This is a genomic window from Janthinobacterium goodfellowi (assembly GCF_051380695.1).
Classification (GTDB): Bacteria; Pseudomonadota; Gammaproteobacteria; order Burkholderiales; family Burkholderiaceae_D; genus Janthinobacterium.
On record NZ_JBNYXN010000003.1, the window covers coordinates 454,335 to 476,412 of the forward strand.

General features: G+C 63.8%; 20 protein-coding genes. 6 read left to right on the forward strand and 14 right to left on the reverse strand.

Annotated features, from left to right (window positions below; genetic code table 11):
- Window positions 1-14: 14 nt before the first annotated feature.
- From ACQ4WQ_RS14465 to ACQ4WQ_RS14485, 5 genes are all read right to left on the reverse strand, one after another.
- Entirely contained in the window at window positions 15-1,460 is a 1,446-nt protein-coding gene (locus tag ACQ4WQ_RS14465; protein WP_436497939.1) for a type II and III secretion system protein family protein, read from the reverse strand.
- An 18-nt stretch (window positions 1,461-1,478) separates the two neighbouring features.
- A complete protein-coding gene (cpaB, locus tag ACQ4WQ_RS14470; protein ID WP_326458892.1) occupies window positions 1,479-2,339 on the reverse strand; it encodes a Flp pilus assembly protein CpaB in 861 nt (286 codons plus the stop codon).
- Window positions 2,336-3,709 (reverse strand): ATP-binding protein, encoded by a 1,374-nt coding sequence (locus tag ACQ4WQ_RS14475; protein ID WP_436497941.1) that lies wholly within the window; start codon window positions 3,707-3,709, stop codon window positions 2,336-2,338. The genes cpaB and ACQ4WQ_RS14475 overlap by 4 nt, the downstream gene beginning before the upstream one ends.
- 93 nt (window positions 3,710-3,802) lie before the next feature.
- A complete protein-coding gene (locus ACQ4WQ_RS14480; RefSeq protein ID WP_436497943.1) occupies window positions 3,803-4,336 on the reverse strand; it encodes an A24 family peptidase in 534 nt (177 codons plus the stop codon).
- Between the two features lie 53 nt (window positions 4,337-4,389).
- Entirely contained in the window at window positions 4,390-4,572 is a 183-nt protein-coding gene (locus tag ACQ4WQ_RS14485) for a Flp family type IVb pilin (RefSeq protein WP_034752975.1), read from the reverse strand.
- Window positions 4,573-5,053: 481 nt separating this feature from the next.
- On the opposite strand from ACQ4WQ_RS14485, the gene ACQ4WQ_RS14490 reads away from it, so the two are divergent.
- Window positions 5,054-6,100 carry a GGDEF domain-containing protein gene (locus tag ACQ4WQ_RS14490; RefSeq protein ID WP_326458895.1) on the forward strand — a complete coding sequence of 349 codons (1,047 nt, stop codon included), beginning with the start codon at window positions 5,054-5,056 and terminating at the stop codon, window positions 6,098-6,100.
- A gap of 120 nt (window positions 6,101-6,220) precedes the next feature.
- On the opposite strand, the gene ACQ4WQ_RS14495 is transcribed toward ACQ4WQ_RS14490, so the two are convergent.
- Entirely contained in the window at window positions 6,221-7,447 is a 1,227-nt protein-coding gene (locus tag ACQ4WQ_RS14495) for an HD-GYP domain-containing protein (RefSeq protein ID WP_436497946.1), read from the reverse strand.
- Window positions 7,448-7,596: 149 nt separating this feature from the next.
- On the opposite strand from ACQ4WQ_RS14495, the gene ACQ4WQ_RS14500 reads away from it, so the two are divergent.
- Together ACQ4WQ_RS14500 and ACQ4WQ_RS14505 are read left to right on the forward strand one after the other, a co-directional pair.
- Window positions 7,597-8,538 carry a LysR substrate-binding domain-containing protein gene (locus ACQ4WQ_RS14500; RefSeq protein WP_436497948.1) on the forward strand — a complete coding sequence of 314 codons (942 nt, stop codon included), beginning with the start codon at window positions 7,597-7,599 and terminating at the stop codon, window positions 8,536-8,538.
- Window positions 8,539-8,731: 193 nt separating this feature from the next.
- Window positions 8,732-12,328: an indolepyruvate ferredoxin oxidoreductase family protein gene (locus ACQ4WQ_RS14505; protein WP_436497950.1), complete on the forward strand. Its 3,597-nt coding sequence runs from the start codon at window positions 8,732-8,734 to the stop codon at window positions 12,326-12,328.
- Window positions 12,329-12,361: 33 nt separating this feature from the next.
- Here ACQ4WQ_RS14505 and ACQ4WQ_RS14510 read toward each other — a convergent pair whose 3' ends face one another.
- Window positions 12,362-13,372 carry a substrate-binding domain-containing protein gene (locus ACQ4WQ_RS14510; protein ID WP_436497952.1) on the reverse strand — a complete coding sequence of 337 codons (1,011 nt, stop codon included), beginning with the start codon at window positions 13,370-13,372 and terminating at the stop codon, window positions 12,362-12,364.
- Between the two features lie 433 nt (window positions 13,373-13,805).
- On the opposite strand from ACQ4WQ_RS14510, the gene ACQ4WQ_RS14515 reads away from it, so the two are divergent.
- Window positions 13,806-14,138: a hypothetical protein gene (locus ACQ4WQ_RS14515; protein ID WP_326458900.1), complete on the forward strand. Its 333-nt coding sequence runs from the start codon at window positions 13,806-13,808 to the stop codon at window positions 14,136-14,138.
- Between the two features lie 6 nt (window positions 14,139-14,144).
- Here the strand turns inward: ACQ4WQ_RS14515 and ACQ4WQ_RS14520 are convergent, their stop codons facing one another.
- Window positions 14,145-15,188 (reverse strand): MBL fold metallo-hydrolase, encoded by a 1,044-nt coding sequence (locus ACQ4WQ_RS14520; protein ID WP_436497954.1) that lies wholly within the window; start codon window positions 15,186-15,188, stop codon window positions 14,145-14,147.
- Between the two features lie 151 nt (window positions 15,189-15,339).
- On the opposite strand from ACQ4WQ_RS14520, the gene ACQ4WQ_RS14525 reads away from it, so the two are divergent.
- The gene (locus ACQ4WQ_RS14525) at window positions 15,340-15,963 is read left to right on the forward strand and encodes a TetR/AcrR family transcriptional regulator (protein ID WP_436497956.1); all 624 of its coding nucleotides are present in this window, start codon (window positions 15,340-15,342) and stop codon (window positions 15,961-15,963) included.
- On the opposite strand, the gene ACQ4WQ_RS14530 is transcribed toward ACQ4WQ_RS14525, so the two are convergent.
- Window positions 15,936-17,045, reverse strand: coding sequence for a WD40/YVTN/BNR-like repeat-containing protein (locus ACQ4WQ_RS14530; protein WP_436497958.1), 1,110 nt, complete (start codon window positions 17,043-17,045; stop codon window positions 15,936-15,938). The two genes, ACQ4WQ_RS14525 and ACQ4WQ_RS14530, sit on opposite strands and share 28 nt — an antisense overlap.
- A 2-nt stretch (window positions 17,046-17,047) precedes the next feature.
- Window positions 17,048-17,317: a MoaD/ThiS family protein gene (locus tag ACQ4WQ_RS14535; protein ID WP_436497960.1), complete on the reverse strand. Its 270-nt coding sequence runs from the start codon at window positions 17,315-17,317 to the stop codon at window positions 17,048-17,050.
- Between the two features lie 102 nt (window positions 17,318-17,419).
- On the opposite strand from ACQ4WQ_RS14535, the gene ACQ4WQ_RS14540 reads away from it, so the two are divergent.
- Complete coding sequence (locus ACQ4WQ_RS14540; RefSeq protein ID WP_326458905.1) at window positions 17,420-17,731, forward strand: hypothetical protein; 312 nt, start codon at window positions 17,420-17,422, stop codon at window positions 17,729-17,731.
- A 21-nt stretch (window positions 17,732-17,752) separates the two neighbouring features.
- On the opposite strand, the gene ACQ4WQ_RS14545 is transcribed toward ACQ4WQ_RS14540, so the two are convergent.
- The 4 genes from ACQ4WQ_RS14545 to ACQ4WQ_RS14560 form a co-directional block, all read right to left on the reverse strand.
- Window positions 17,753-19,423, reverse strand: a complete 1,671-nt coding sequence (locus ACQ4WQ_RS14545; RefSeq protein WP_436497962.1) for an outer membrane protein assembly factor BamB family protein — start codon at window positions 19,421-19,423, stop codon at window positions 17,753-17,755.
- Between the two features lie 116 nt (window positions 19,424-19,539).
- Window positions 19,540-19,842: a 2Fe-2S iron-sulfur cluster-binding protein gene (locus tag ACQ4WQ_RS14550; RefSeq protein WP_436497964.1), complete on the reverse strand. Its 303-nt coding sequence runs from the start codon at window positions 19,840-19,842 to the stop codon at window positions 19,540-19,542.
- A 9-nt stretch (window positions 19,843-19,851) separates the two neighbouring features.
- Entirely contained in the window at window positions 19,852-21,003 is a 1,152-nt protein-coding gene (locus ACQ4WQ_RS14555) for a Gfo/Idh/MocA family protein (RefSeq protein WP_436497966.1), read from the reverse strand.
- Window positions 21,004-21,012: 9 nt separating this feature from the next.
- Entirely contained in the window at window positions 21,013-22,065 is a 1,053-nt protein-coding gene (locus ACQ4WQ_RS14560; protein WP_436497968.1) for a sugar phosphate isomerase/epimerase family protein, read from the reverse strand.
- Window positions 22,066-22,078 lie beyond the last annotated feature (13 nt).

Below are 22,078 nucleotides of genomic sequence, written 5' to 3' on the forward strand. Positions count from 1 at the left end.
CGTGTCTCCCCGTCTCATTTCAACTCGAAGCCGTTGGCCGCGCGCGGCGGCGGCACAGATGGTGACGCCAGCGGCAAGGAACCTTCCATCTTGCCGCGCAACATCAAGTCCGTGCGCGAGGGCGGCGCCAGCTGCGCCGTCGGCAGCACGGCGTCGGCCGGCAAGGGTTTCACCAGGTGCGCGGTAATGACGAACAACAATTCCGTGCGGTCGTGCTGGAAATCCGTGCTGCGAAACAGCGCGCCCAGGATCGGCAGCTCGCTGAGCCACGGCACGCCCGTGATGTTGCTCACCTGATTATTCTTGATCAAGCCGCCGATGGCATAGCTCTGGCCGTCGTACAGCTGCACCGTGGTCGAGGCGCGCCGCGTCGTGATGACGGGAAGAATCGAGCGTCCGCTGACGCCGGCGGCGGAAATGCCCACGCCTTCGCGCGACAGTTCCGACACTTCCGGCGCCACCTTCAGGTTGATGCGCCCGCCCGACAGCACGGTGGGGGTAAAGCGCAGGCCGACGCCATACTCGCGCTCTTCCAGGGTGATCTTGTTGTTGTCCTGGCCGACGGGAATGAAGATCTTGCCGCCAGCCAAAAAACTGCCCTCCTGCCCGCTGATCGCCATCACCGTCGGCTCGGCCAGGATGCGCACCAGGCCATCCTGTTTCTGCGCCTCGATGGTCAGCTGCTGGCCATTCGACTTGCGCACGTCGAGCAAGCCGTTGGCCGTGCCGCTCAAGAAATTCGACAGCAAGGTAGTGGCCCAGCTGCCGGACGCGAAGCGCAAGGTGGCGCCCACTTCCAGCCGCTCCAGCAGCGACTTCGACACTTCGGCAATCTGCACAGCCAGCATCACTTGCTGCGGCGCGCTGACGTCGAGCATGTTGATGATGCGGCTGTTGGCGCCGCCCGCGCCGCCGCCCGGTGCCGTGGCCGTGGCCGCCATCGGCAAGGCGGCGCCGTCGGCGGGCTTGGGCAGCGCCAGCGGGTGCGTAGCGCGGCGCACATACGCTTGCGCCAGCTCGACGGCGCGCAGCACGGCGCCCGCATCCTGCACCGTGCCCGACAGCACCAGGGTATCGGCCACGGCCGTCACGCGGATGGCTTTTTCTTCCGGCATCAGGGCCGCCAGCGTCGTTTGCAGGCCGGCCGGGTCCATGCTGACGCTGACGTTGACCACGCTGCACGCGCCGCTTCTGCCCTGAATGATCATATTCGTGCTGCCCACGTCGACGCCGACTACATATAAAGTGTCGGGCGCCACCAGCATGGCTTGCAGCATGGCCGGATTGCCGACGCTGCGGGCCAGCACCGCCTCGGGCAGGCGCAGCATGCTCGACTTGCCCACTTGCAGCTGCAAGTTGCCGGGGGTAGCCGCTTCGCCGCCGCAGCGGGGGCCAGGATCGGCCGCCGCGCCGGCAAGCGGCAACAGCAGGCAGCACAGTGACAGCAGGGCGCGGTTCATGAGCGTGTCCATGGTTGGCTAAAAACATTCGCGCGACTGGCGCGTCCCGTCGATGACGCCGCTGCACTGGCGCGGCGCTTCCACTGCCGCCTTCACCACGCGCACCGGATGCCGCACCACGGGCACGGCGGCGGGCGCGGCGGCGACAGGCGCGGGTTCGGCTTCGTGCGGTCCGCCCAGCAAGGTCAGCTTGGTGGCGCCCGCCGTCACGCCCGGCTGCGGGTCGACCTGGTTGCGCAGCACCAGCGACAGGCTGCCCACGCTGCGTGCCAGGTCCAGGTTTTCCGCCTGTTCCGGCGTCACTTCCAGGGTGACGGCATTGACCACGCGCGGCTTGGTCTCGTCGCGCCCCACTTCCTGCGCTACGGCCAGTACGAGGATGCGTTCGAGCACGATCTTGGAAATATTGCGGCTTTGCGGAAACGCGCGGTCGCCCGCATCCTGCTGGGTACTGACGATGATGTCGACATAGTTGCCCGGCAAGGCGAAGCCGGCCACGCCGATCACGTCGTTGACGCGCACGGTGATGGCGCGCCGTCCTTCCGTGATCAGGGCCGACAGGCCGCCCAACGTCCCCACGGGCGCCAGCTTGGCTTCGCTCAATGGCTCGCCGCGCAGCACGCTGGTTTTCAGCACCCGCCCCGCCAGTTTGGCCGGGTCTTGCAGCGCGCCTTGCGGCAAGCTTTCCGCCGGCCATTCGGTCAGGCGCAGCATCTCGGGTGTCAGGCGCTGGCCCAGGTTGACATCGCTGGAGGCGACGACGATCTTGCCCTTGCCGGCCGGCGTCTGGCGCAGCAGCCAGTGCGAGGCCAGCAGCACGGCCAGCAGACCCAGCACTACTGCCAGGCCCATCATCAAGAGGGCGCGCCGGTTTTTCATGCGATACGCTCGCACAGGCTGGCGGCCGGCATGTCGCAGCTGGCAAACAGGCTGCTCCAGGCCTGTTCCAGAGCGTCCACCGTCAGGCGCGCTTCGCAGCCGGCAAAGCCGGCGAAGTCGCCTATGCGCGCCAGCAATTCCTGCGGATAGCTGGCCAGCAAGGGCCGTCCTTGCGCGCCATGCAGCTGCAGCAGATGGTTCAGGGTCAGCTCGTCGATGGCCATGCCGGCCAGGCGGCATTGCTGGCGGAACAGGGCACGATAGGCGCTCTCGACCAGCGGCCCCACCTGCACCTTGTAGCCGATGCGGCGCAGCAAGGCAGGATCGAACAGCTCGCCCGGCGGCACATTCGTGGCCAGCACGAGGGCATTGTCGAACGGCACGCTGATCTGCACGCCGCCGGGCAGGCCCAGCTGGTCGCTGCCCCGTGCCAGCGGCTGCATCAGCCGCGTCAGCAATTCTTGCGCGCCCAGGCGCTGGCGGCCCAGGTCGTCGACGATCAGCATGCCGTTGTTGGCCCGCACATGGGGCGGCGCCTGGTAACAGCCGCCGCTGGCGTCAAGCCGCAGCTCCAGCATGCCGGCGTCGAGTTCGGCGCCCACGTGGATCACGGGACGCTGGCACAGCACCCAGCGGATGTCCGTGCTGCGCCGCTCCAGCGCCTGGCGCGCATGGCTGACGTGCTGCGGCGCGGGCGGCAGGTGCTGCGCCGGATCGTACAACTGGATGATGTCCTGGCCGACGACGATGGCGTAGGGCACGGCGACCAGCCCGTGCAGCAATTGCCCCAGTTGCAGCGCCAGGGTCGACTTGCCGCTGCCGGGCGGACCGTACAGCAGCAGCGAGCGCCCCGAATGCAGCGCCGCGCCGACCACGTCGAGCATGCCCGGCCCCGCATGGGCGCCGCCGAGCACGGCGGCCAGGTCGTCGCTGCCGACGCGCTGTTCCTGCGCCAGCCACGACTGGCGCGCCACCATGGCGCGGTACGCTTCCAGGGTGACGGGGGCGGCGCCGATATACGCGCAGCGTTCAAGAAAAGCGCTGGCGCGCTGCTTGCCGGCGTTCGTCAGCTGGTACTGCACGTCGATATCGGATTCGCCGCGCCAGGCCACTTCGGCCATCTGCTCCATCACCATGAAATCGAGCACTTCGCGCAAGACATTGATCGACAGGCGCAAGCGCGTCGTCAGCGCGGACAGATGCGTCTTGCCGCCCACAAACATCAGCTTGGCGATCAGTTCGACGACCAGCGGCCGCTCCAGTCCCGTTTCACGCAAGCTCTTCGGCTGGGGCGGCAAGGGCGGCATCAGGTTCGCGTCGGCTGGACGCGGCGCACTGTCGGTACTCATGGAATAATCGACCTCGGTCATGCTGCGTCTCCATGCCGGTTAAGACTGCATTGAACAGAATTCATTCTAGCGAGCGGGGATTGGTGCCCATTGATCAAGAGCAATGAATACCAATCAGAAATAATGCCGCCCTTGCACCACCAGGCAGCCCAGGGCGATGGCCAGTCCGTAGGGCATGTTGCCCACGCTGGCGCTGCTGCCCAGTGCGGTCGGCGCCAGGGGAATGCCGGCCATGCGCGCGATCATCGGCCACAGCAGCTGGCGCAGATTGCCGAGGCAGGCGCGCCACTTGCCCTGGTAGGTGATCATCAGCACGGCCATCACGCCGCCCAGGACAAAGGTGGCGAAACAGATCTGCAGCACGGGCCAGGGACCGGCAAAGGCGCCCGCCATGGCGATCAGCTTGACGTCGCCGGCGGCCATGCCGCGCAGCACATATAAAGGCAGAAACAGGAAAAAGCCCGTCGCCATGCCGCCCAGCCACAGCGGCAGCACGCTTTGCGGCCACAGCCACAGGTGCAAGGCCAGCGCGGCGAGGATGCCGGACAACACCACACCATTCGGTATCTTGCGGCGGATCAAATCACTGACGGCAGCGGCCGTCACGAAGCACAGCAACAGCAGGTCGCACAAGGCAGTTGCAGGCATGGCACACCTCCCGAAAAAAACCCGCTGCCGGCCGGCCAGCAGCGGGCACCCGCTTAGGGCGTCAACACCAGGTTCGACGAAATGTCGGTGAGGACGGCCAGCAAGTTGGTCTTGATCAGCAAGAAACCGGCCGTGATGGCGGTAGCCATCAAGGCCGCAATCAGGCCGTATTCGATTGCCGTAATGCCATCCTCATCCTTGACAAACTGCTGTACTGCCGACAGGAAGGTATGCATGACAAGCTCCCAAAAGTGAATCACAAGTCCCTGGCGCAATCGGGTGTGAAACATTGCCCATTCCTGCTAATATGTTTCCTACCGTAAATTTCTGCGCCATTGCATTGACTATAAAGCGTCCACGTTTTGGCAAATTGACGCGCCACAAGTTTCCATATGGAAATTATCAAACCCTGTTGAAATGACGGCTGGCGCAAGCAACTGTTGCGATCCGGATTGAAAGCCTTCGTCAAGGCAAGTTTTTTGCAATGTGGTGCATGAATATCATGTATTTACATGAAATATTGCATACGTTAATTGCCTATTAGGCAAAAAGACATTATCCTGCTTAGCTCTTCTTTGGAAAGGCCTCTCGCCCGGCGGTACAGAGCGTCATGCCACCAAATAAATCTTGGCTTCTTGTAGACGGACGCGAACATGCTCTTGCTTGATGCAATGCTGGTATGACGACACTTGTGTGACTACTTTCCAGAGAACGACAATGGATTCCCTACTGAAACACATGGTGGACATGACCGGGCACCGCGACCACACGATGCTCGACATTTCCGTGATCTCGGCGGTCCAGGAACTCGCTGCCGCGTCGCAGACCCGTGTGCTGGCCCTGACCACCGTGCGTGGCCAGGTGTTCGTGCGGTCGCGGGCCATCATCGTGGCGGGCAGCGTGGCCCGCATGGAAGAGCATACCGACCCGACCCTGCCCGGCGAACCGCTGTCCGACTACCCGGCCCTGGCCGGCTGCATCAAGCGCCATGAAGCGAGCGCCGACACCCTGTGCGCCGATGGCCGCCACCTGCTGTGGCTGCCCATCTGGATCGGCGACCAGGTCACCACCTGCCTGGAAATCACCAACCCCACGCCGTACACGGGCGCCACCATCCAGGTGATCGGCGGCATCGTCAGCGTGTACCGCAATTTCCAGAACCTGCTCGACTACAGCGAACGCGATTCGCTCACCGGCTTGTTAAATCGCAAGACCTTCGACGACCAGCTGGCGAAAATCCTGCAAAGCCGCGGCGAACCGGAAGCGGACAAGCCGCGTCCCGTCGATGAAGAACGGCGCCACCATACGGACACGGAACGGCAATGGCTGGCCGTGATCGACGTCGATCATTTCAAACTGGTCAACGATAAATTTGGCCACCTGTATGGCGATGAAGTGCTGATCCTGATCGCCAACCAGCTGCAATCGTCGTTCCGCTCGCAAGACCGCATCTTCCGCTTCGGCGGCGAGGAATTCGTCGTGCTGCTGCGCTCGATCACCCTGGAAAATGCGCAGAAAATCATCGACCGCTTCCGCACCAATGTCGAAGCGCACGACTTCCCGCAAGTGGGCAAAGTCACCGTCAGCGTGGGCTTCGTCAGCATCAACGCCTACGAGGCGCCCGTCATCATCCTCGGCCGCGCCGACCAGGCCTTGTATTACGCGAAAAGCCACGGCCGCAACCTGGCTTGCCATTACGATGAGCTGGTCGCCAAGGGCTTGCTTACCACCATCGCCTCGAACGATACGGCGGAATTTTTCTGATCACCTGAGAAAACGTCCATCGCGGCGTTGCAGGCGCTCGCCGTACTGGTCGTACTGTCTTCGCGCCAGCGCCTTGCCCTGAACGTTTTTCAGGCGCTCTTTTTCAAAGGCGCACACCGTTCATGCATCCGCCAGCGATAAAAAGCGCATGGGATCGACCTGCCACTTGGCCGCCGACTCATGGCCGACGATCTTGTCGGCGCCGCCGAAGCCGAAGCCGCGCGACAGGTCGACCGTCTCGGGCTTGATATAGGTCTTGCTCTTCGTACTGAAAAACACATTCACTTTCGGCGCCAGCAGATTGCTTTCGTGCGCCTCGACGACGACGGCCAGGCGGCCCGATTCCAGCATCACCATGGTACCGACCGGATAAATCCCCACGCAGCGCATGAAATCCTGCGCGAACACGGGGTTAAAATGGAATTTGCTCCACTCGTAAATCTTGCGCAGGGCTTCGGCGGCGGGAATACCCTTGTGATAGCTGCGGTCCGACGTCAGCGCGTCGTACACGTCGACGATGGCGGCCATCTGCGCCAGCTCGCTGATGGCGTCGCCGGCCAGCTGGTCCGGATAGCCGCTGCCGTCGCGCCGCTCGTGGTGGTGCAAGGCGATGTCGAGGGGAATGGCGCCCACCTCGGGCGACTGCAGCAGGATCTCGTAGCCATCGCGCGGATGACGCTTGATCAGGGCAAATTCCTCGGGCGTGAGGGGGCCAGGCTTGTTCAGCACGCTGTCGGGCACCAGGGCCTTGCCCGTGTCGTGCAGCAAGCCGCCCAGGCCCGCCTGGTGCGTGGTGGCCGCATCGATGCCGCGCGAGCGGCAAAACGCCACCAGCAGCGCGCACACGCTGACGGAATGCAGGAAGGTGTAGTCATCCTTGGTCTTGATGCGCAACAAGCCGACGAGGGCGCCGGGATTGCGCAGGATCGATTCGGTAATGTCCTGCACCGTGTGCTGCACGCGGTCGAGCTCGACCGCCTTGCCCAGGCGCACGTCGGCCATCACCGTGCGCACCAGGCTCGCCGCCTGCCGCCGCACCTGGGTGGCGCGCGCCAGCTCCATGCCCAGCGACACGCGCGTGACCACTTGCGGCGCCGCGGCGATCTGCACCAGTTCGCGCTCGGTGGCGACCTGCGCCTGCGCCACGGTGGGCGCATCCTGCACGTCGAGGCCCTTGCCGCTGTCGATCACCACGTCGTGGATGCCGGCCTGCATGATCTTGCGGATTTCATCCTCGCTGCGCAACAGGAAACGGTTGCGCACGAAGGGATGCGTCATCCAGTCGCAGCTGAGGTCATGAATGTACATGCCCACTTTTAATTGAGACGAATCAACTTTCTTGAGCATGCGCTTATCCCACAAATACGCGGCTGGAGCACCGAAGGCGCTAGAATGAGTATAACAAAATTGTTATTCTGCTGGCCGCGTTCGGCGCTGCGGCGCAACACCGTGTTTTTTCCGCTCAACGCACCCTCAACGCACCGCTACTGGGACCCATGGAACTGCGCCAATTACGCTACTTTGTTGCCATCGTCGACCACGGCTCGCTGTCGCGCGCGGCCCTGATTCTGCACGTGGCGCAGCCGGCCCTGACGCAGCAGCTGCGCCAGCTGGAAGAGGAACTGGGCGTGCAGCTGCTGCACCGCTCGGCCCAGGGCGTGCTCAGCACGGATGCGGGCAAGGTATTCTACGAACATGCGCAGGCGATCCTGAAACAGGTGGCCGACGCCCGCTCGGCCGTCACGCAAAGCGCCACGCGGCCGTCCGGCAATGTCACCCTGGGCTTGCCGCACAGCATCTCCGGCGCCCTGGCCCTGCCCCTGCTGCTGGCCGCGCGCGAACGCTATCCCGAGATTACCCTGCAGCTGACGGAAGAAATCACGGGCAACCTCAACGAACAGCTCAAATCGGGCCGCATCAACCTGGCCGTGCTGTTCGACGATGGCCAGCTGACGCCGTTTGCCTGCTGCCCCCTGGTGGAAGAAGAGATGCGCTTTATCTGCCGCAGCGATTCGCCCTTCGCCCCCGCCGGCCAGGCGCTGTCATTCCCGCAGGCATTGAGCGCCACCCTGATCCTGCCGGGCCTGCAGCATGGCGTGCGTCCGCGCATCGACAGCCGCGCCCGCGAACTGGGCCTGGAAACGGCGAACGTGATTGAGATCAACTCGATCGCCATCCTGAAATCGGCCATCCTGGCCGGCATGGGCGCCACCATCCTGCCCGCCGCGCCGCTGCTGGCCGAACTGGACAGCGGCGCCATGCGCAGCTACGCCATCCACAGCCCCGTGCTGTCGCGCACGGTGGCCCTGTGCGCATCCAAAAACATACCGCTGACGAATGCAGGCAACGCCGTGAAAAACCTCGTGCTGCAAGTGGCCGCCGAGCTGTGCGGCAGCGGGCGCTGGGTGGGGGCAAACGTGCTCTCGCCTATGGCATAAGTATTTCTTATACCCCCATCGCCAAAGCGTATTTGCCCCCTCTCCTGACTCGTTCTACACTGACCACATTAACTATTTTAAATTTAAAATAGTTATGTGCCGCCCACACGCGGCCATCCCGTCTGCACAGTACGCGCCTTACCGGGTGCGCCCTTGTACAGCCGCTATCTGAAACACCCTTTTGGAGACAGCCATGTCCGTGACCACGGAAAACGGCTCCGCAGCGTTCGCTAGAAACGCCGGTGCCGCGCCATCTACGCCCCCCGACACATCCCGTTTGACCACTGTCAGCCTCGACGACAAATACACGGCCACTTCCGGCGCCATCTTCCTGTCCGGCATCCAGGCCCTCGTACGCCTGCCCATGATGCAGCGCCTGCGCGACCAGGCCGCCGGCCTCAACACGGCTGGTTTCATTTCCGGCTACCGGGGCTCGCCCCTGGGCGGCCTCGACGAGAACCTGTGGAAAGCCAAGAAGCAGCTGGAAGCGCACCACGTGCAGTTCGTGCCCGGCGTCAACGAAGACTTGGCCGCCACGGCCGTCTGGGGTTCGCAGCAGGTGGACCTGATCGGCCCGGCCAAATACGACGGCGTGTTCGCCATGTGGTACGGCAAGGGCCCGGGCGTGGACCGCTGCGGCGATGTCTTCAAGCACATGAACCATGCGGGCACATCCAAACTGGGCGGCGTGCTGCTGGTGGCCGGCGACGACCATGGCGCGTACTCGTCGACCCTGCCGCACCAGTCCGACCACCTGTTTTCCGCCTCGATGATCCCCGTCTTGTATCCATGCAATGTGCAGGAATACCTGGACCTGGGCATCCACGGCTGGGCCATGTCGCGCTTTTCCGGCTGCACCGTGGCCTTCAAGGCCCTGGCCGACACGGTCGAATCGTCGGCATCCATCGATGCCGACCCGTTCCGCGTGGAAGTCAAGATTCCGCAAGACTTCGTCATGCCCGAAGGCGGCCTGAACGCGCGCCTGTCGAGCATCCCCTTGGGCCAGCAGGCGCGCAACCAGGAAGCGCTGATGCAGGACTACAAGATCTATGCGGCGCTGGCCTACGCGCGCGAAAACAAGCTCAACCACACCACCATCGACAGCCCGAACGCCAAGCTGGGCATCATCGCCTCCGGCAAATCGTATCTGGACGTGCTGGAGGCGCTGGAAGAGCTGGGCATCGACGAGCAGATGGCGGCCGACGTGGGCATGCGCCTGTTCAAGGTAGCCATGCCGTGGCCGCTGGAACCGGATAGCGTGCGCGAGTTTGCGCAAGGCCTCGATGAAATTCTCGTGGTAGAAGAGAAGCGGCAAATCGTCGAATACCAGCTCAAGGAACAGCTGTACAACTGGCGCGACGACGTGCGCCCGCGCGTGATCGGCAAGTTCGACGAAAAAGGCGAATGGGTGGCGCCGCGCGGCGAATGGCTGCTGACCTCGAAGGCGGATTTTTCCGTCTCGCAAGTGGCTAGAGTCATCGCCAGCCGCATCGCGCGCCTGATTTCCGACCCCGTCACCTGCGACCTGATCAAGGCGAGACTGAGCTTCCTCGACGCCAAGGATGCGGTATTAAAGAAAGCCGTGAACACGCCGTTCCGCCCCGCGTTCTACTGCTCGGGCTGCCCGCACAATACCTCGACCAAGGTGCCCGACGGCAGCCTGGCGCTGGCCGGCATCGGCTGCCACGTGATGGCGACCTCGATTTACCCGGAAATGAACAAGCTGACCACGCACATGGGCGGCGAAGGCGCGCCGTGGATCGGCCAGGCCGCGTTCTCCGAACTGCCGCACGTATTCCAGAACCTGGGCGACGGCACCTATTTCCACTCGGGCTACCTGGCCATCCGCGCCGCGCAGGCGGCCAAGGTGAATATCACCTACAAGATACTGTACAACGACGCCGTCGCCATGACGGGCGGCCAGCCCGTGGACGGCCTGATCACCGTACCGATGATGGCGCAGCAGGTGGCGGCCGAAGGCATCGCCCGCATCGCGCTGGTCACGGAAGATTTATCACGCTACAGCGACCGCAGCAACCTGCCCGCCCACCTGACCTTGCACGACCGCAAGGACATGGATGCCGTGCAGCGCGAATTGCGCGAGGTGCCAGGCGTGTCCGTGCTGATCTACGACCAGACCTGCGCGGCCGAAAAACGCCGACGCCGGAAAAAAGGCGAGTATCCCGATTTGCCGAAGCGCATGGTCATCAACGACGCCGTCTGCGAAGGCTGCGGCGACTGCGGCGTGCAGTCGAACTGCGTGTCGATCTTGCCGAAAGAGACGGAATTTGGCCGCAAACGCACCATCGATCAATCCTCGTGCAACAAGGATTATTCGTGCGCCAAGGGTTTCTGCCCCAGCTTCGTCACCGTCGAAGGCGGCAGCCTGAAGAAGACCAAGACAGGCGCGGGCAAGCCGGGCGAGACGGACGACTTCGGTCCATTGCCGGAACCGGTCCTGCCCGCCTGCGAGGCACCGTACAATATCCTGATCAACGGCATCGGCGGCACGGGCGTCATCACCGTGGGCGCGCTGATGGGCATGGCGGCCCACCTGGAAGGCAAGGGCGCCTCCGTGCTGGACATGACGGGCATGTCGCAAAAGAACGGTTCCGTCACCTCGCACGTGAAAATCGCCAAGTCCCCGGCGCACATCCGCGCCCAGCGCATCGCCACGGGCGAAGCGGACCTGATTCTGGGCTGCGACATGCTGACGGCCGGCGCGCAGGATGCCGTGTCGAAAATGCGCCCGGGCCGCAGCCTGGCCGTCGTCAACCTGCACGAACAGCCGCCGGGCACGTTTGCGCAGAATGCCGACTGGCAGTATCCGACGGCGGAAGTGCGCCAGCTGATCGAAGAATCCGTGGGTGGCGCGGACGCGGCCGACTTCATCGACGCCACAAAATTAGCCACCGCGCTGATGGGCGACTCGATCGCCGCCAACCTGTTCATGCTCGGCTACGCCTGGCAAAAGGGCCGCATCCCGTTGACGGAAGCGGCCTTGCTGCGCGCCATCGAATTGAATGGCGTGGGGATCGAATCGAACAAGAAAAGTTTCCTGTGGGGCCGCCGCGCCGCCGTCGACGTGCGCCGCGTCACGCAGATCGCCACGCCGTCGCAAGCGATCATCGTGCAGCTGCCGCAAAGCCTCGACAGCGTCATCAAGAAGCGCGTGGAGTTCCTCACCGCATATCAAAATGCCGCATATGCGGATGGTTACTTGACTCTGGTCAAACAGGTGCGCGACCGCGAAAACACGCTGGGACTGGGCCAGAAACTGTCGACGGCCGTCGCCAAGAGCTACTTCAAATTGCTGGCCTACAAGGATGAGTATGAAGTGGCGCGCCTGTACACGGATGGCCGTTTCGTGGAGCAATTGCAGCAGCAGTTCGAGGGAAATTTTTCCGTGAAATTCAACCTGGCGCCGCCGCTGTTTGCCAAGAAAGATGCGAAGGGGCATCTGGTGAAAGCGGAGTTCGGTTCCTGGATGTGGCGCGCCTTCCAGCTGCTGGCCAAAGCAAAAGGCTTGCGCGGCGGCACCTTCGACGTCTTCGGTTATACGGCCGAGCGCAAGATGGAACGCGCGCTGATCGTCGAATACCGCGAACTGCTGGCCGGCCTGCTGGTCAACCTGACGGCGGACAACCTGACCACCTGCGTGGAACTGGCGACCCTGCCCGAGAAAATCCGCGGCTTCGGCCACGTCAAGGAAGCGGCCGTCGCCACGTATCGCCAGGACAAGGCGAGGTTGCTGGCGGTGCTGGCGCAGGGCAGCAAGAGCGCGGCATAAAAGACAACGCAGAGCCTCGGCTCTGCGTTTTTTTTATTCCGGGCAGCGCCCCACGGTGGCCCCCGGCAAGAGCACGGGTTGCCAGATTTCCTGCAGCCGTTCCGGCGGTGTGCCGGCCAGCAAGGATTGCAGCATTTCCACCATCTTGGCGCCGGCGCGGCGCAGGTCGGGCTGATCGATGGTGGTGACGTTGATGCCGATCAAGGTATCTTCCACATTGCCCCAGACGATGACGGAGATCTCCTTGCCGATTTCGATGCCCGCATCCATCAGCGCGCGCACCACGCCCACGCCGGACAGGTGGTTGTCGACGATGACGGCCGTGGGACGGGGCGAGCAGGCCAGCAATTGCTGCATGGCCTGGTAGCCGCTGCGGCGGTCGAAAGTATTGTCCAGCAGATAGTGGGGGTCCAGCGGCAAGCCCGCCTGCGCCATGCAGCGGATAAAGCTTTCCTTGCGCTCGTAAGCAAAGTGCAAGTCCAGCGGCGCGCTCAGCAAGGCGATGCGCTGGTGGCCATGGGCCGCCAGGAAAGACACGGCCAGGTCGATGCCCGTATCGTTGTCGTAGTCAAAATACGCGTACGGCGCGTCGATGCGCGTGCGGCCGTTCGCGACAAACGGAAAGCCCACCTTCGTCAGGTAGGCGATGCGCTCGTCGACCACCTTGGTGCGGCCCACCACCAGGCCATCGACCTGGCGCCCGCGCACCATGTTTTCATACGACGGCTGTTCATTCTGCGGCGAGACGGGGGCGATGATCAGGCTCATCTTCGACGCTTCGACGGCGTCGGACATGCCATTGACCACGGAAAGAAAGACGCTGTCGCCCAGGTCGCTGGGCAGCAGGGGATAGATCATGCCCAGCACATTCGTGCGGCCGACGGCCAGGCTGCGCGCCAGCGGGTTGGGCCGGTAGCCAACTTTCTTGGCGGCGGCCAGGACGATTTCACGGGTGCGGGAATTGACTTCCGGATAGCCGTTCAACGCCCTGCTGACTGTCGTTTTCGACATGCCGAGGGCAATTGCGAGGCTCTTGAGATTCATGTTAACTACCTGTCTGTATGGCAAAAGAAACCAACTCTGACCGTCCATTATAGCCCAGAGCGCCAAACAGGCCGCACATGACCGTGCGCCGACATGGTAGAAAAACAACAACATATTACACTTTAGAAAGCGACTTTTGACAGGGGCGCATTTTTGCCGCGTCCGCAGCATGGCATTGTTCATATCACACAAACAATACTCTTTGGCGACAGCGGGTACTCACTCTGATCAATATCTCGCCACGTTCGGCATGCCGGTGCGGCACAGCATAGCGCGCACGATAAGATTATCAAGAAAACATAATTCACTGGAACTGTGCGAGAATTTGTCCTACTCTTGATTCAGGTAAAGATTACCAGCAGTCATGTCGCGCCTCCGCCCTGCATTCGTCCACTGCCGCGCACGCCTGGGCATACTTTCAAAGGTGAACAATGTGCTATCGCTAACGTCCGTCAACAATCTGCAAGCCTCGCTGGCCACGGCGCAGCGCCGTGTCGAACAAGGCCAGAACCAGGTGCAGCGCGACAGCGAACAGCTGGCGCAAAGCCGCCAGTTGCTGGCGCGGGAACAGGAATCGCTGAGCCAGACGCAGCAAAGCAGCCAGCAAGCGCAGGCCGATGCCCCGGCCGCCATCAAGGCGCCGCAGCTGGACCAGGCGATCAAGGTGGCCGTGCCGCAACAAGCAGCCCCCGCCGCACCGAAAAGCACGCCCCAGCTGAACGGCTATGGCCAGACTCTGGGCCGCCTGATCGACGTGACGGCTTGAGCCAGCTTACTTCGCCATCTCCTCTTCCAGCATCGCCAGCCACCATTTATCCCCCTGCTTCGGCTGTGCCAGGTCGACCGCCTCGCCCATCTGCGGCGTGGCCAGGTTGACGCCCTGCTTGGCCGCCAGCCCCGTGATGCGGTCGAACGGTTCGTGCCAGGCATGCAGACCCAGGTCGAACGTGCCGTTATGCACGGGCATGAGCCACTTGCCGCGCAAGTCCAGGTGCGCCTGCAGGGTTTCCTCCGGCTGCATGTGCACGTCCGGCCACAGCTTGTCGTAGGCGCCCGTCTCGATCATGGTCACGTCGAACGGGCCGTACTTGTCGCCGATCTGCTTGAAACCGTCGAAATAGCCGGAGTCGCCGCTGAAAAACACGCGCACCTCGGGCGCGTCGATGACCCACGAGGCCCACAGGGTTTGATTACTGTCAAACAAGCCCCGTCCCGAGAAATGCTGCGATGGCGTGGCGACGAGTTTCACGCCGGCAATCGTCGTCCCCTGCCACCAGTCGAACTGCTGCACCTTGTCCTTGGACACGCCCCATTCGACGAGGGTATCGCCCACGCCCAGCGGCGCGACGAAGTGCTCGGTCTTGGCGGCCAGTTGCAGCACGGCCGCATGGTCGAGGTGGTCGTAATGGTTATGCGACAGGATGATGGCCTTGATCGGCGGCAAGTCGGCGATGCTGATGGGCGGCTGGTGAAAGCGCTTCGGGCCAGCCCACTGCACGGGCGAGGCGCGCTCGGAAAACACGGGGTCGGTGAGGAAGAATTCATTGTTCAGTTTCAGCAGCAGGGTCGAATGGCCGAGGCGAAACAGGCTGTTGTCGGGCGCGGCCAGCAGCTGCGCCCGGGTCAGGGCTTGCACGGGCACGGCAGCGGCCGGCACCGTGCTGTCCGGTTTATCAAAGAGAAATGTCCACATCAGCTTGAGCGTGGCCGCCGTGCCCAGCTTGTGCATTTGCACGGGATTGCGGAACTTGCCCTCGAGGCGTTGCGGTGATTCGGTCGGCGCGACGGGCGCGGCGCGCAAGGTGCAAGAACTCATGATGATCAGAACTCCCAAGAATAAGATGCGGTACATATGCAGCCCGGTCAATAAAACACAAGGATTAAATTACACTACACAGTGTAGTTCCTATTTCTGGCAAAGTAAACCAGGAGGTGTAAAATATTGTTTTCAAAGGAGATTTTCAGCCATGGCCGCACCGCAACGCCTCACCGACCGCAAGCGCGTCGCCATCGTCGATGCCGCCATCGCCGAGTTCCGCGACCACGGTTTCGATGCGACCAGCATGGACAAGATCGCCGCCACGGCCGCCGTTTCCAAGCGCACCGTGTACAACCATTTCCCCAGCAAGGACGAGCTGTTCGCGGAAATCCTGCAGCGCATGTGGGAGAGCAGCGTGGCCCAGCCCGCCGTGCCCTATGTGGCCGACCAGCCCCTGCGCCCGCAGGTGCTGGCCCTGGTCGAGCAGAAGATGGCCTTGCTGTGCGACGCGGCCTTCATCGACCTGGCGCGCGTGATCTTTGGCGAAACCATCCACTCGCCCGAGCGCGCGCAAGCGATGGTGGCGCGCCTGAATGAAAAGGAAACGGGCCTGAATATCTGGATCCGCGCGGCACAGCAAGACGGGCGCATCAAGGCGGGCGAGACGCTGGAAGTGGCGCACCTCCTGATGTCGCCTTTGAAAACCTTTGCCTTCTGGCCGCAGATCACCCTCGGTGAACCGCTGCTGAGCCCGGCACGCCAGCGCGAAGTGACGGCGCTGGCCGTCGATATCTTCCTGTGCTATTACGGCGTGGCAAAACAGACGGCATAAACGGGCGGCAAGTGGGCAGACAGCGTCTGCCAGTGCTCGCCCTCGTCGCCCGAATACCAGGCGCCGCCCGTGGTCGACGCCATCAATAAACTGCGCCCATCGTCGGCCAGCGCCAGCCCGTGGCGGTAGATGAGGTCGTAACAATGCTGCTGCGGCAATCCCGCGCGCAAGACCTCGAACGTTTTGCCGCCATCGCGCGTGCGCGTCACGGCCAGCGCGCCATCGATGGGTATGCGCAGCACGTCCGCCTGCGCCGGCACGAACCAGGCCGTGTCGCCGTCGCGCGGATGCACGGCCACGGCAAAGCCGAAATGCGACAGCGGCGCCGTCGTCACTTCCTGCCAGTGCCAGCCCGCGTCCTGCGAGCGCCAGATGCCGTTATGGTGCTGGCACCACAGCGCATCGGGCGTGCCGGCGCTGCGCACGATGCGGTGCGGGTCTTGCACGGCTTCGTTTTCATCGAGCTCGGGCGGCATGTAGTCGGCCCGCATGCCCGTTGCGCTCAAGGCCCAGCTGGTGCCGCCATCAGCCGTTTGCCACACGCCGCCGCAGGACACGCCGACCAGCACGGTATTGCTGTCGCGCGGGTCGACGCAGATGCTGTGGATGCCGGGCACGTCGTAGCCGCCGCCAAACCACTGCGCCCGCTGCGGCACGTTCCACAACGCTTCCACCAGCTGCCAGCTGTCGCTGCGGTCGCTGGAACGGAACAGGCCGCCAGGCAGGGTGCCCGCCCACAGCACGCCGGGTTGGTCCGCGCCACCGGCGGCCAGCGACCAGATTTGCCGCAAGGTCCAGTCCACCGTATCGCTGCTGCCCTCGGGCTTGGCGGGATAGGCGGGCACGGCGACTTCCTGCCAGGCGCTGGCGCCCGCATCGAGGCGGTGCAGCTTGGCGCCGAAGTGTCCCAGGTTCAGGGCTGCGTACACGGTGCCGTCGCGGCCATCGTGCAGCAACATGGAGACGGGATCGCCGGCGAATTGCACCAGCGCCAGCTGCCAGGCACCGGCCGCGTCGACATCGAACTGGAACAAGCCCTTGCGGGTGCCGAGATACGCGCGTTGCGCCCTGCCTGGTCCCATGATTAACCTCCGGAAAGTGCCTGCAAGATATAAACTTGACTGTCGGGCCGCAAGACGTCGTCCAGTTCGCGCCGCTCGCGGCAACGGGCGCCGTCGATGAAGATCACGACGTTCGGACGCAGTGCGCCCTGCTCGTCAAGCACATAGCCGCGCAGGCGCGGCTGCTGCGCAAAGACGCTGTCCAAGGCGGCGCGCAGGCGTGGCGCGGCCACCTCCACCGTGGGGACGTTCAGGAAACGTGTCAGTTGTTGGGTAAAATGCAAGTGCGCCATGCTGCCTTCGACGTCATCGGCCTGGACTCATTCTAGTCCGATTCGCCGACGATGCAACGGCGATACCGCTAAAATAGCGGCAAGCACACAAGGAGGCCAGGCATGACGATTACCCCGGAAGAACTAGCGGTGCTGATGCAGGAAGTGGAAGTGGCCGATCCCATCGATTTTGCCGACCTGCCCTTCAACGAGCAGGAATTGCGCGGCCTGATCGCCAACCACCTGTGCGAGATGGCCGACGCCATGGAAAGTTTCAGCCCGGAAGACCGCAACCTGGCCCTGCTGGCCGTGGCGGCCAAGCTGGTGCTGGAGAACCTGGTGCTGCACGTGCAGTTGCTGCGCCGCCACGGCTTGCCCGTCAGCGACGGCGTGGAAGCGCTGCTGCAGCGCCTCAAGAACCCGGGCCGGTCCTGAGCGCTGCACGGCGGCAAGCGGCTACTGCAGGTTGATCGCCGTCACATAATTGACGATGCCCGCATCGGCGCCGGGTGTAGAACGGATATACAGCACGCCATTGCGCGACAGCGCCAGGGTGCCGCCCAGGCGATACGTCCATGCCAGCTGGTGGCTGGCCAGATTGAGCGCATAGGTGTGCTTCTCGCCTGCGACGAACAGCAGGTTATTGGTCACGATCAAGTCACCACCGAACGCTTCCTCGCCCACGCCGGCCAGCGGCCAGGTCCATAACACGGCGCCATCGCTGACGTTGCGCGCCTCGAGCACCCGGCCACTATCGTTGCCCACATAAATCACGCCGCGCGCCACCACCGGCTGCGTGGTGAAGCGCCCGTTGACCGTCCAGCGCACGGCGCGGCTGGCCGTATCGACCAGGGTCAGGCTGTTGTCGGCCGACTTGCCCGGATACGGCCGCTGGTTCAGCAGCAGCACGGTATTCTCATCGACCAGCACGGGAGCCTGGCGCAAGGCGCTCTTGTTCAAGCCGCCAAGCACCTGGCCAGGCACGGCCACGCTGAAACGCCGCGTACCATCGCCAATGTTGAAGGCCGTCAAGGTGCCCGCTGCATGGCTGTAGACCGTGCCCGCACTGACGGCCGGCGTCCATTCGTCGACATTGCCCAGTTTGGGCAAATCGAGGCTGCTGGACCAGCGGTTCTGGCCCGTCGTGGCATCCAGGCTGATCACATCATTGTTTCCACCAAGATATGCGTTCCCTGCGAACAAGGTCGGCGCCGTCAGCGGCGACGTGGCAATCAACTGTCCCATGGTATTGGGCTGATTGACCGTTGCCAGCCTGGCGCCCGTCAAGGCGTCGAAGGTATGGGCATCGCTGATTCCCGCCATCACCAGGCGATTCCCGGACACGCCTGGCGCCCCCAGCGGGCCGGGCAGTTTCAGCTCCGTTTGCCACGCGGCCACACCGTCCGTTTCCGACAGGGCCGACAGCTTGTAGGTGTAGATGTATTTGAATTTCTCACCGGCATCTGCCACCGAAACTTCTTCATTGAAATACACGAGGCCATTCGCCGTGACCAGTGGACTGAGCCTGCTGCCGGAGATGCCGTCGGCTCCCTTCCACGACCAGCGGCGTGTAAATTTGGCGGTATCGAGCGTCACCGGCACAAAACCCGTATGCGCCGCGTTGCCGTTGCTGCCTTCCCAGTCGCCGCCGGACAACTCGCGCAGCGGCGACAGGTTTCCCTTCAGGCCGACGACCGTGATGCTGTAGCTGGCCGTGCGGGGCTGGTAATTCGGCGTGCCGGGAAAAGGATTGACGAAGACGGAAAAATCGACGCTGCCCGTGTACGTGCCTTCCGCCAGGCCAGGCATGACGGCAAAATCCATCAGCCATGACCCGTCGGCCTGCTTGATGGGTTTCGCCCGTTGGAATACCTTGCGGCCGCCTGCCGCCGGCGTTTCCTCCCACAGGGGACGCTGATCCACCACGTTGGAATACAGCATCACGGTCGCCTGCACCTTGTCGCAGGTTTCGCCAGGCTGCTGCGTGCAATTGAGATTGACTTGCGACAAGGTCATCGCCTGTTCCGGCTTTTCTCCCGTACCGCCGCAAGCGGATACGGACAAGACACCCAGCGCGGCCAACGGCCATGCAACGGCCCGCAGCCGCGCTCTGAAGAAGTGATTCATTCAAGATCCATGTTGAGGTTTCATTTCCTCCCCAATGGAGGTGTGCTGGAAACCTGGACTGAATGTTATAGCATGAGAAACATTGTTAAAATCTAACAGATACTCACAGCAATGCTTTACTTGCGCACGGCCCGCGCCTGCACGGTAAGGTCGCTTTCGGCCACGGCCACGCAGGGCAGGATGTAGCCGTCGAGCCGTTCATCGGGGCTGATGCCGGGCCAGTCCACCGTGTAGCGGATCTTTCCTTCGGGCATGTGACAGATGCACGTGCGGCAAGTGCCGTTGCGGCAGGAACTGAGCAGGCGGATGCCGGCCAGCTCGGCGGCGGCCAGCAGCGTCGTGCCCGCGTCGGCCGGGAATTGCCAGCCTTGCGGGACGATGGTGACGGTAAAGGTGGGAATGGTAAGGGGCGCGCTCATGCGCCCAGTTTAACAGTCCGCCAGGGTGGTCCAGCTAGCGCCCTGCGCATGGCTGCGCAGCACGGCTTCCGCAAAGGCCAGGCCCGCCACGCCATCGGTAACAGTCGGCAGCCAGCGCGCCGCTTCCGGTATCGGCGTCTCCGCTTGCAGGGCCCGGATATGCAAGGCCGCATCCAGGTACAGCTGGGCGAACGCTTCCAGATAACCCTCCGGATGGCCGGCCGGCACGCGCGTGGCGTGGCGCGCGGCGGCGCTGTCGACCCGTCCCGGGCGCAGCAGCTGGCGGTTGCCGCCCTGCGGCGTACACCACAGTGCATTCGGTTGTTCCTGATCGAAGTCCAGCTGCGCCTTGCTGCCGAACAGGCGCAAGCGCACCGTGTTTTCACACCCCGTCGCCACCTGGCTGGCCCACAAGGTGCCCTTGGCTCCGTTGGCGTAGCGCAGCATCACCTGCACGTGGTCGTCCAGGGTGCGATGTGGAACGAAAGTCGACAGCTCCGCCAGCACGGATTGCGGCGTGAGGCCGCTGACGAACTGCGCCAGGTGGTAGGCGTGCAAGCCCACGTCGAGCAGGGTGCCGCCGGGCCCCGCCTTCTGCGGGTCGTTATGCCAGTTGCCTTCATTCATGCCGCCCGCCGCGATGGCGTCGGCCAGCCAGTCCTGAGAATACTCGACTTGCACGAGGCGCAGCTCGCCGATCTCGCCCGCCTCGACCATCGCTTTCGCGTGGCGCAGCAGCGGGTAACCGCTGTAGGTATGCGTGAGCGCAAACAGCAGATTTTTCCGCTTGGCCAGCGCGGCCAGCGCCTGCCCCTCCGCCAGCGAGATGCCCAGCGGCTTGTCGCAGATCACGTGGATGCCCGCTTCCAGGAACGCCGTGGCGACGGGCGCATGCAGGTGATTCGGCGTGACGATGGCCACCGCCTCGATGCCGTCCGGGCGAGTGCTTTCCGCCTGCGCCATGGCGCGGTAATCGCTGTAGCACCGTTCGGGCGCCAGGTGCAGCGCGGCGCCGCTGTCGCGCGCGCGCTGCGGGTCGGACGACAGGGCGCCTGCCACCAGTTCGTACTGGTCGTCGATGCGCGCCGCAATACGGTGCACGGCGCCGATGAATGCGCCCTGCCCGCCCCCTACCATGCCCAGCCGTAAGCGTCGCTGCATGTCGTCTCCCTATTTCAATCCCAACAAATGGTTGATCTGGCCCTGGTCCACGGCGCTGCCCGCGAAATCGTCGAACGCGCGTTCGGCCACGTGGATGATGTGATCGCGGATGAAGCGCGCCCCTTCGGCCGCGCCGTCCTCCGGGTGTTTCAGACAGCATTCCCATTCCAGCACGGCCCAGCCGGGAAAGTCGTACTGCGCCATCTTCGAGAAAATCGCCTTGAAATCGATCTGCCCGTCGCCGAGCGAGCGGAAGCGCCCGGCCCGGTCTTGCCAGTCGCCATAGCCGCCATACACGCCCTGGCGCCCGTTCGGCCGGAACTCCGCGTCCTTGACGTGGAAGGCCTTGATGCGCGCATGATAGATGTCGATGAACGCCAGGTAATCGAGCTGCTGCAGCACGAAGTGGCTGGGGTCGTACAAGATCGACGCGCGCGGGTGATCGTCGACGGCGGCCAGGAAACGCTCGAAGGTCACGCCGTCGTGCAAATCCTCGCCCGGATGCAATTCATAGCAAAGGTCCACGCCGGCAGCATCAAACGCATCGAGGATGGGCAGCCAGCGCCTGGCCAGCTCGGCAAACGCCGTCTCCACCAGTCCGGCCGGGCGCTGCGGCCACGGATACAGATACGGCCAGGCCAGCGCGCCGGAAAACGTCACGTGCGCCGTCAGGCCCAGGCGCTGCGAGGCGGTGGCCGCCCACAGCAGCTGCTGCGTGGCCCAGGCCGTGCGCGCGGCCGGATCACCGCGGACTTGTTCTGGCGCAAAGCCGTCGAACAGCGCGTCGTAGGCCGGATGCACGGCGATCAGCTGGCCCTGCAAATGCGTCGACAATTCCGTCACCTGCAAGCCATGGCGCGCCAGCAAGGCGACCACGTCGTCGCAGTACTGCTGGCTGGCGGCCGCCTGCTCCAGGTCGAACAGGCGCGGCGCCGTCGGCAGCTGCAAGCCCTTGTAGCCCAGGCCGGCCGCCCATTGCGCCAGGTGCTCGAGCGAGTCGAACGGCGGCTCGTCGCCGAGAAACTGGGCCAGGAAGATGGCCGGGCCCTGGATGGTTTTCATGGGTATCCTTTAG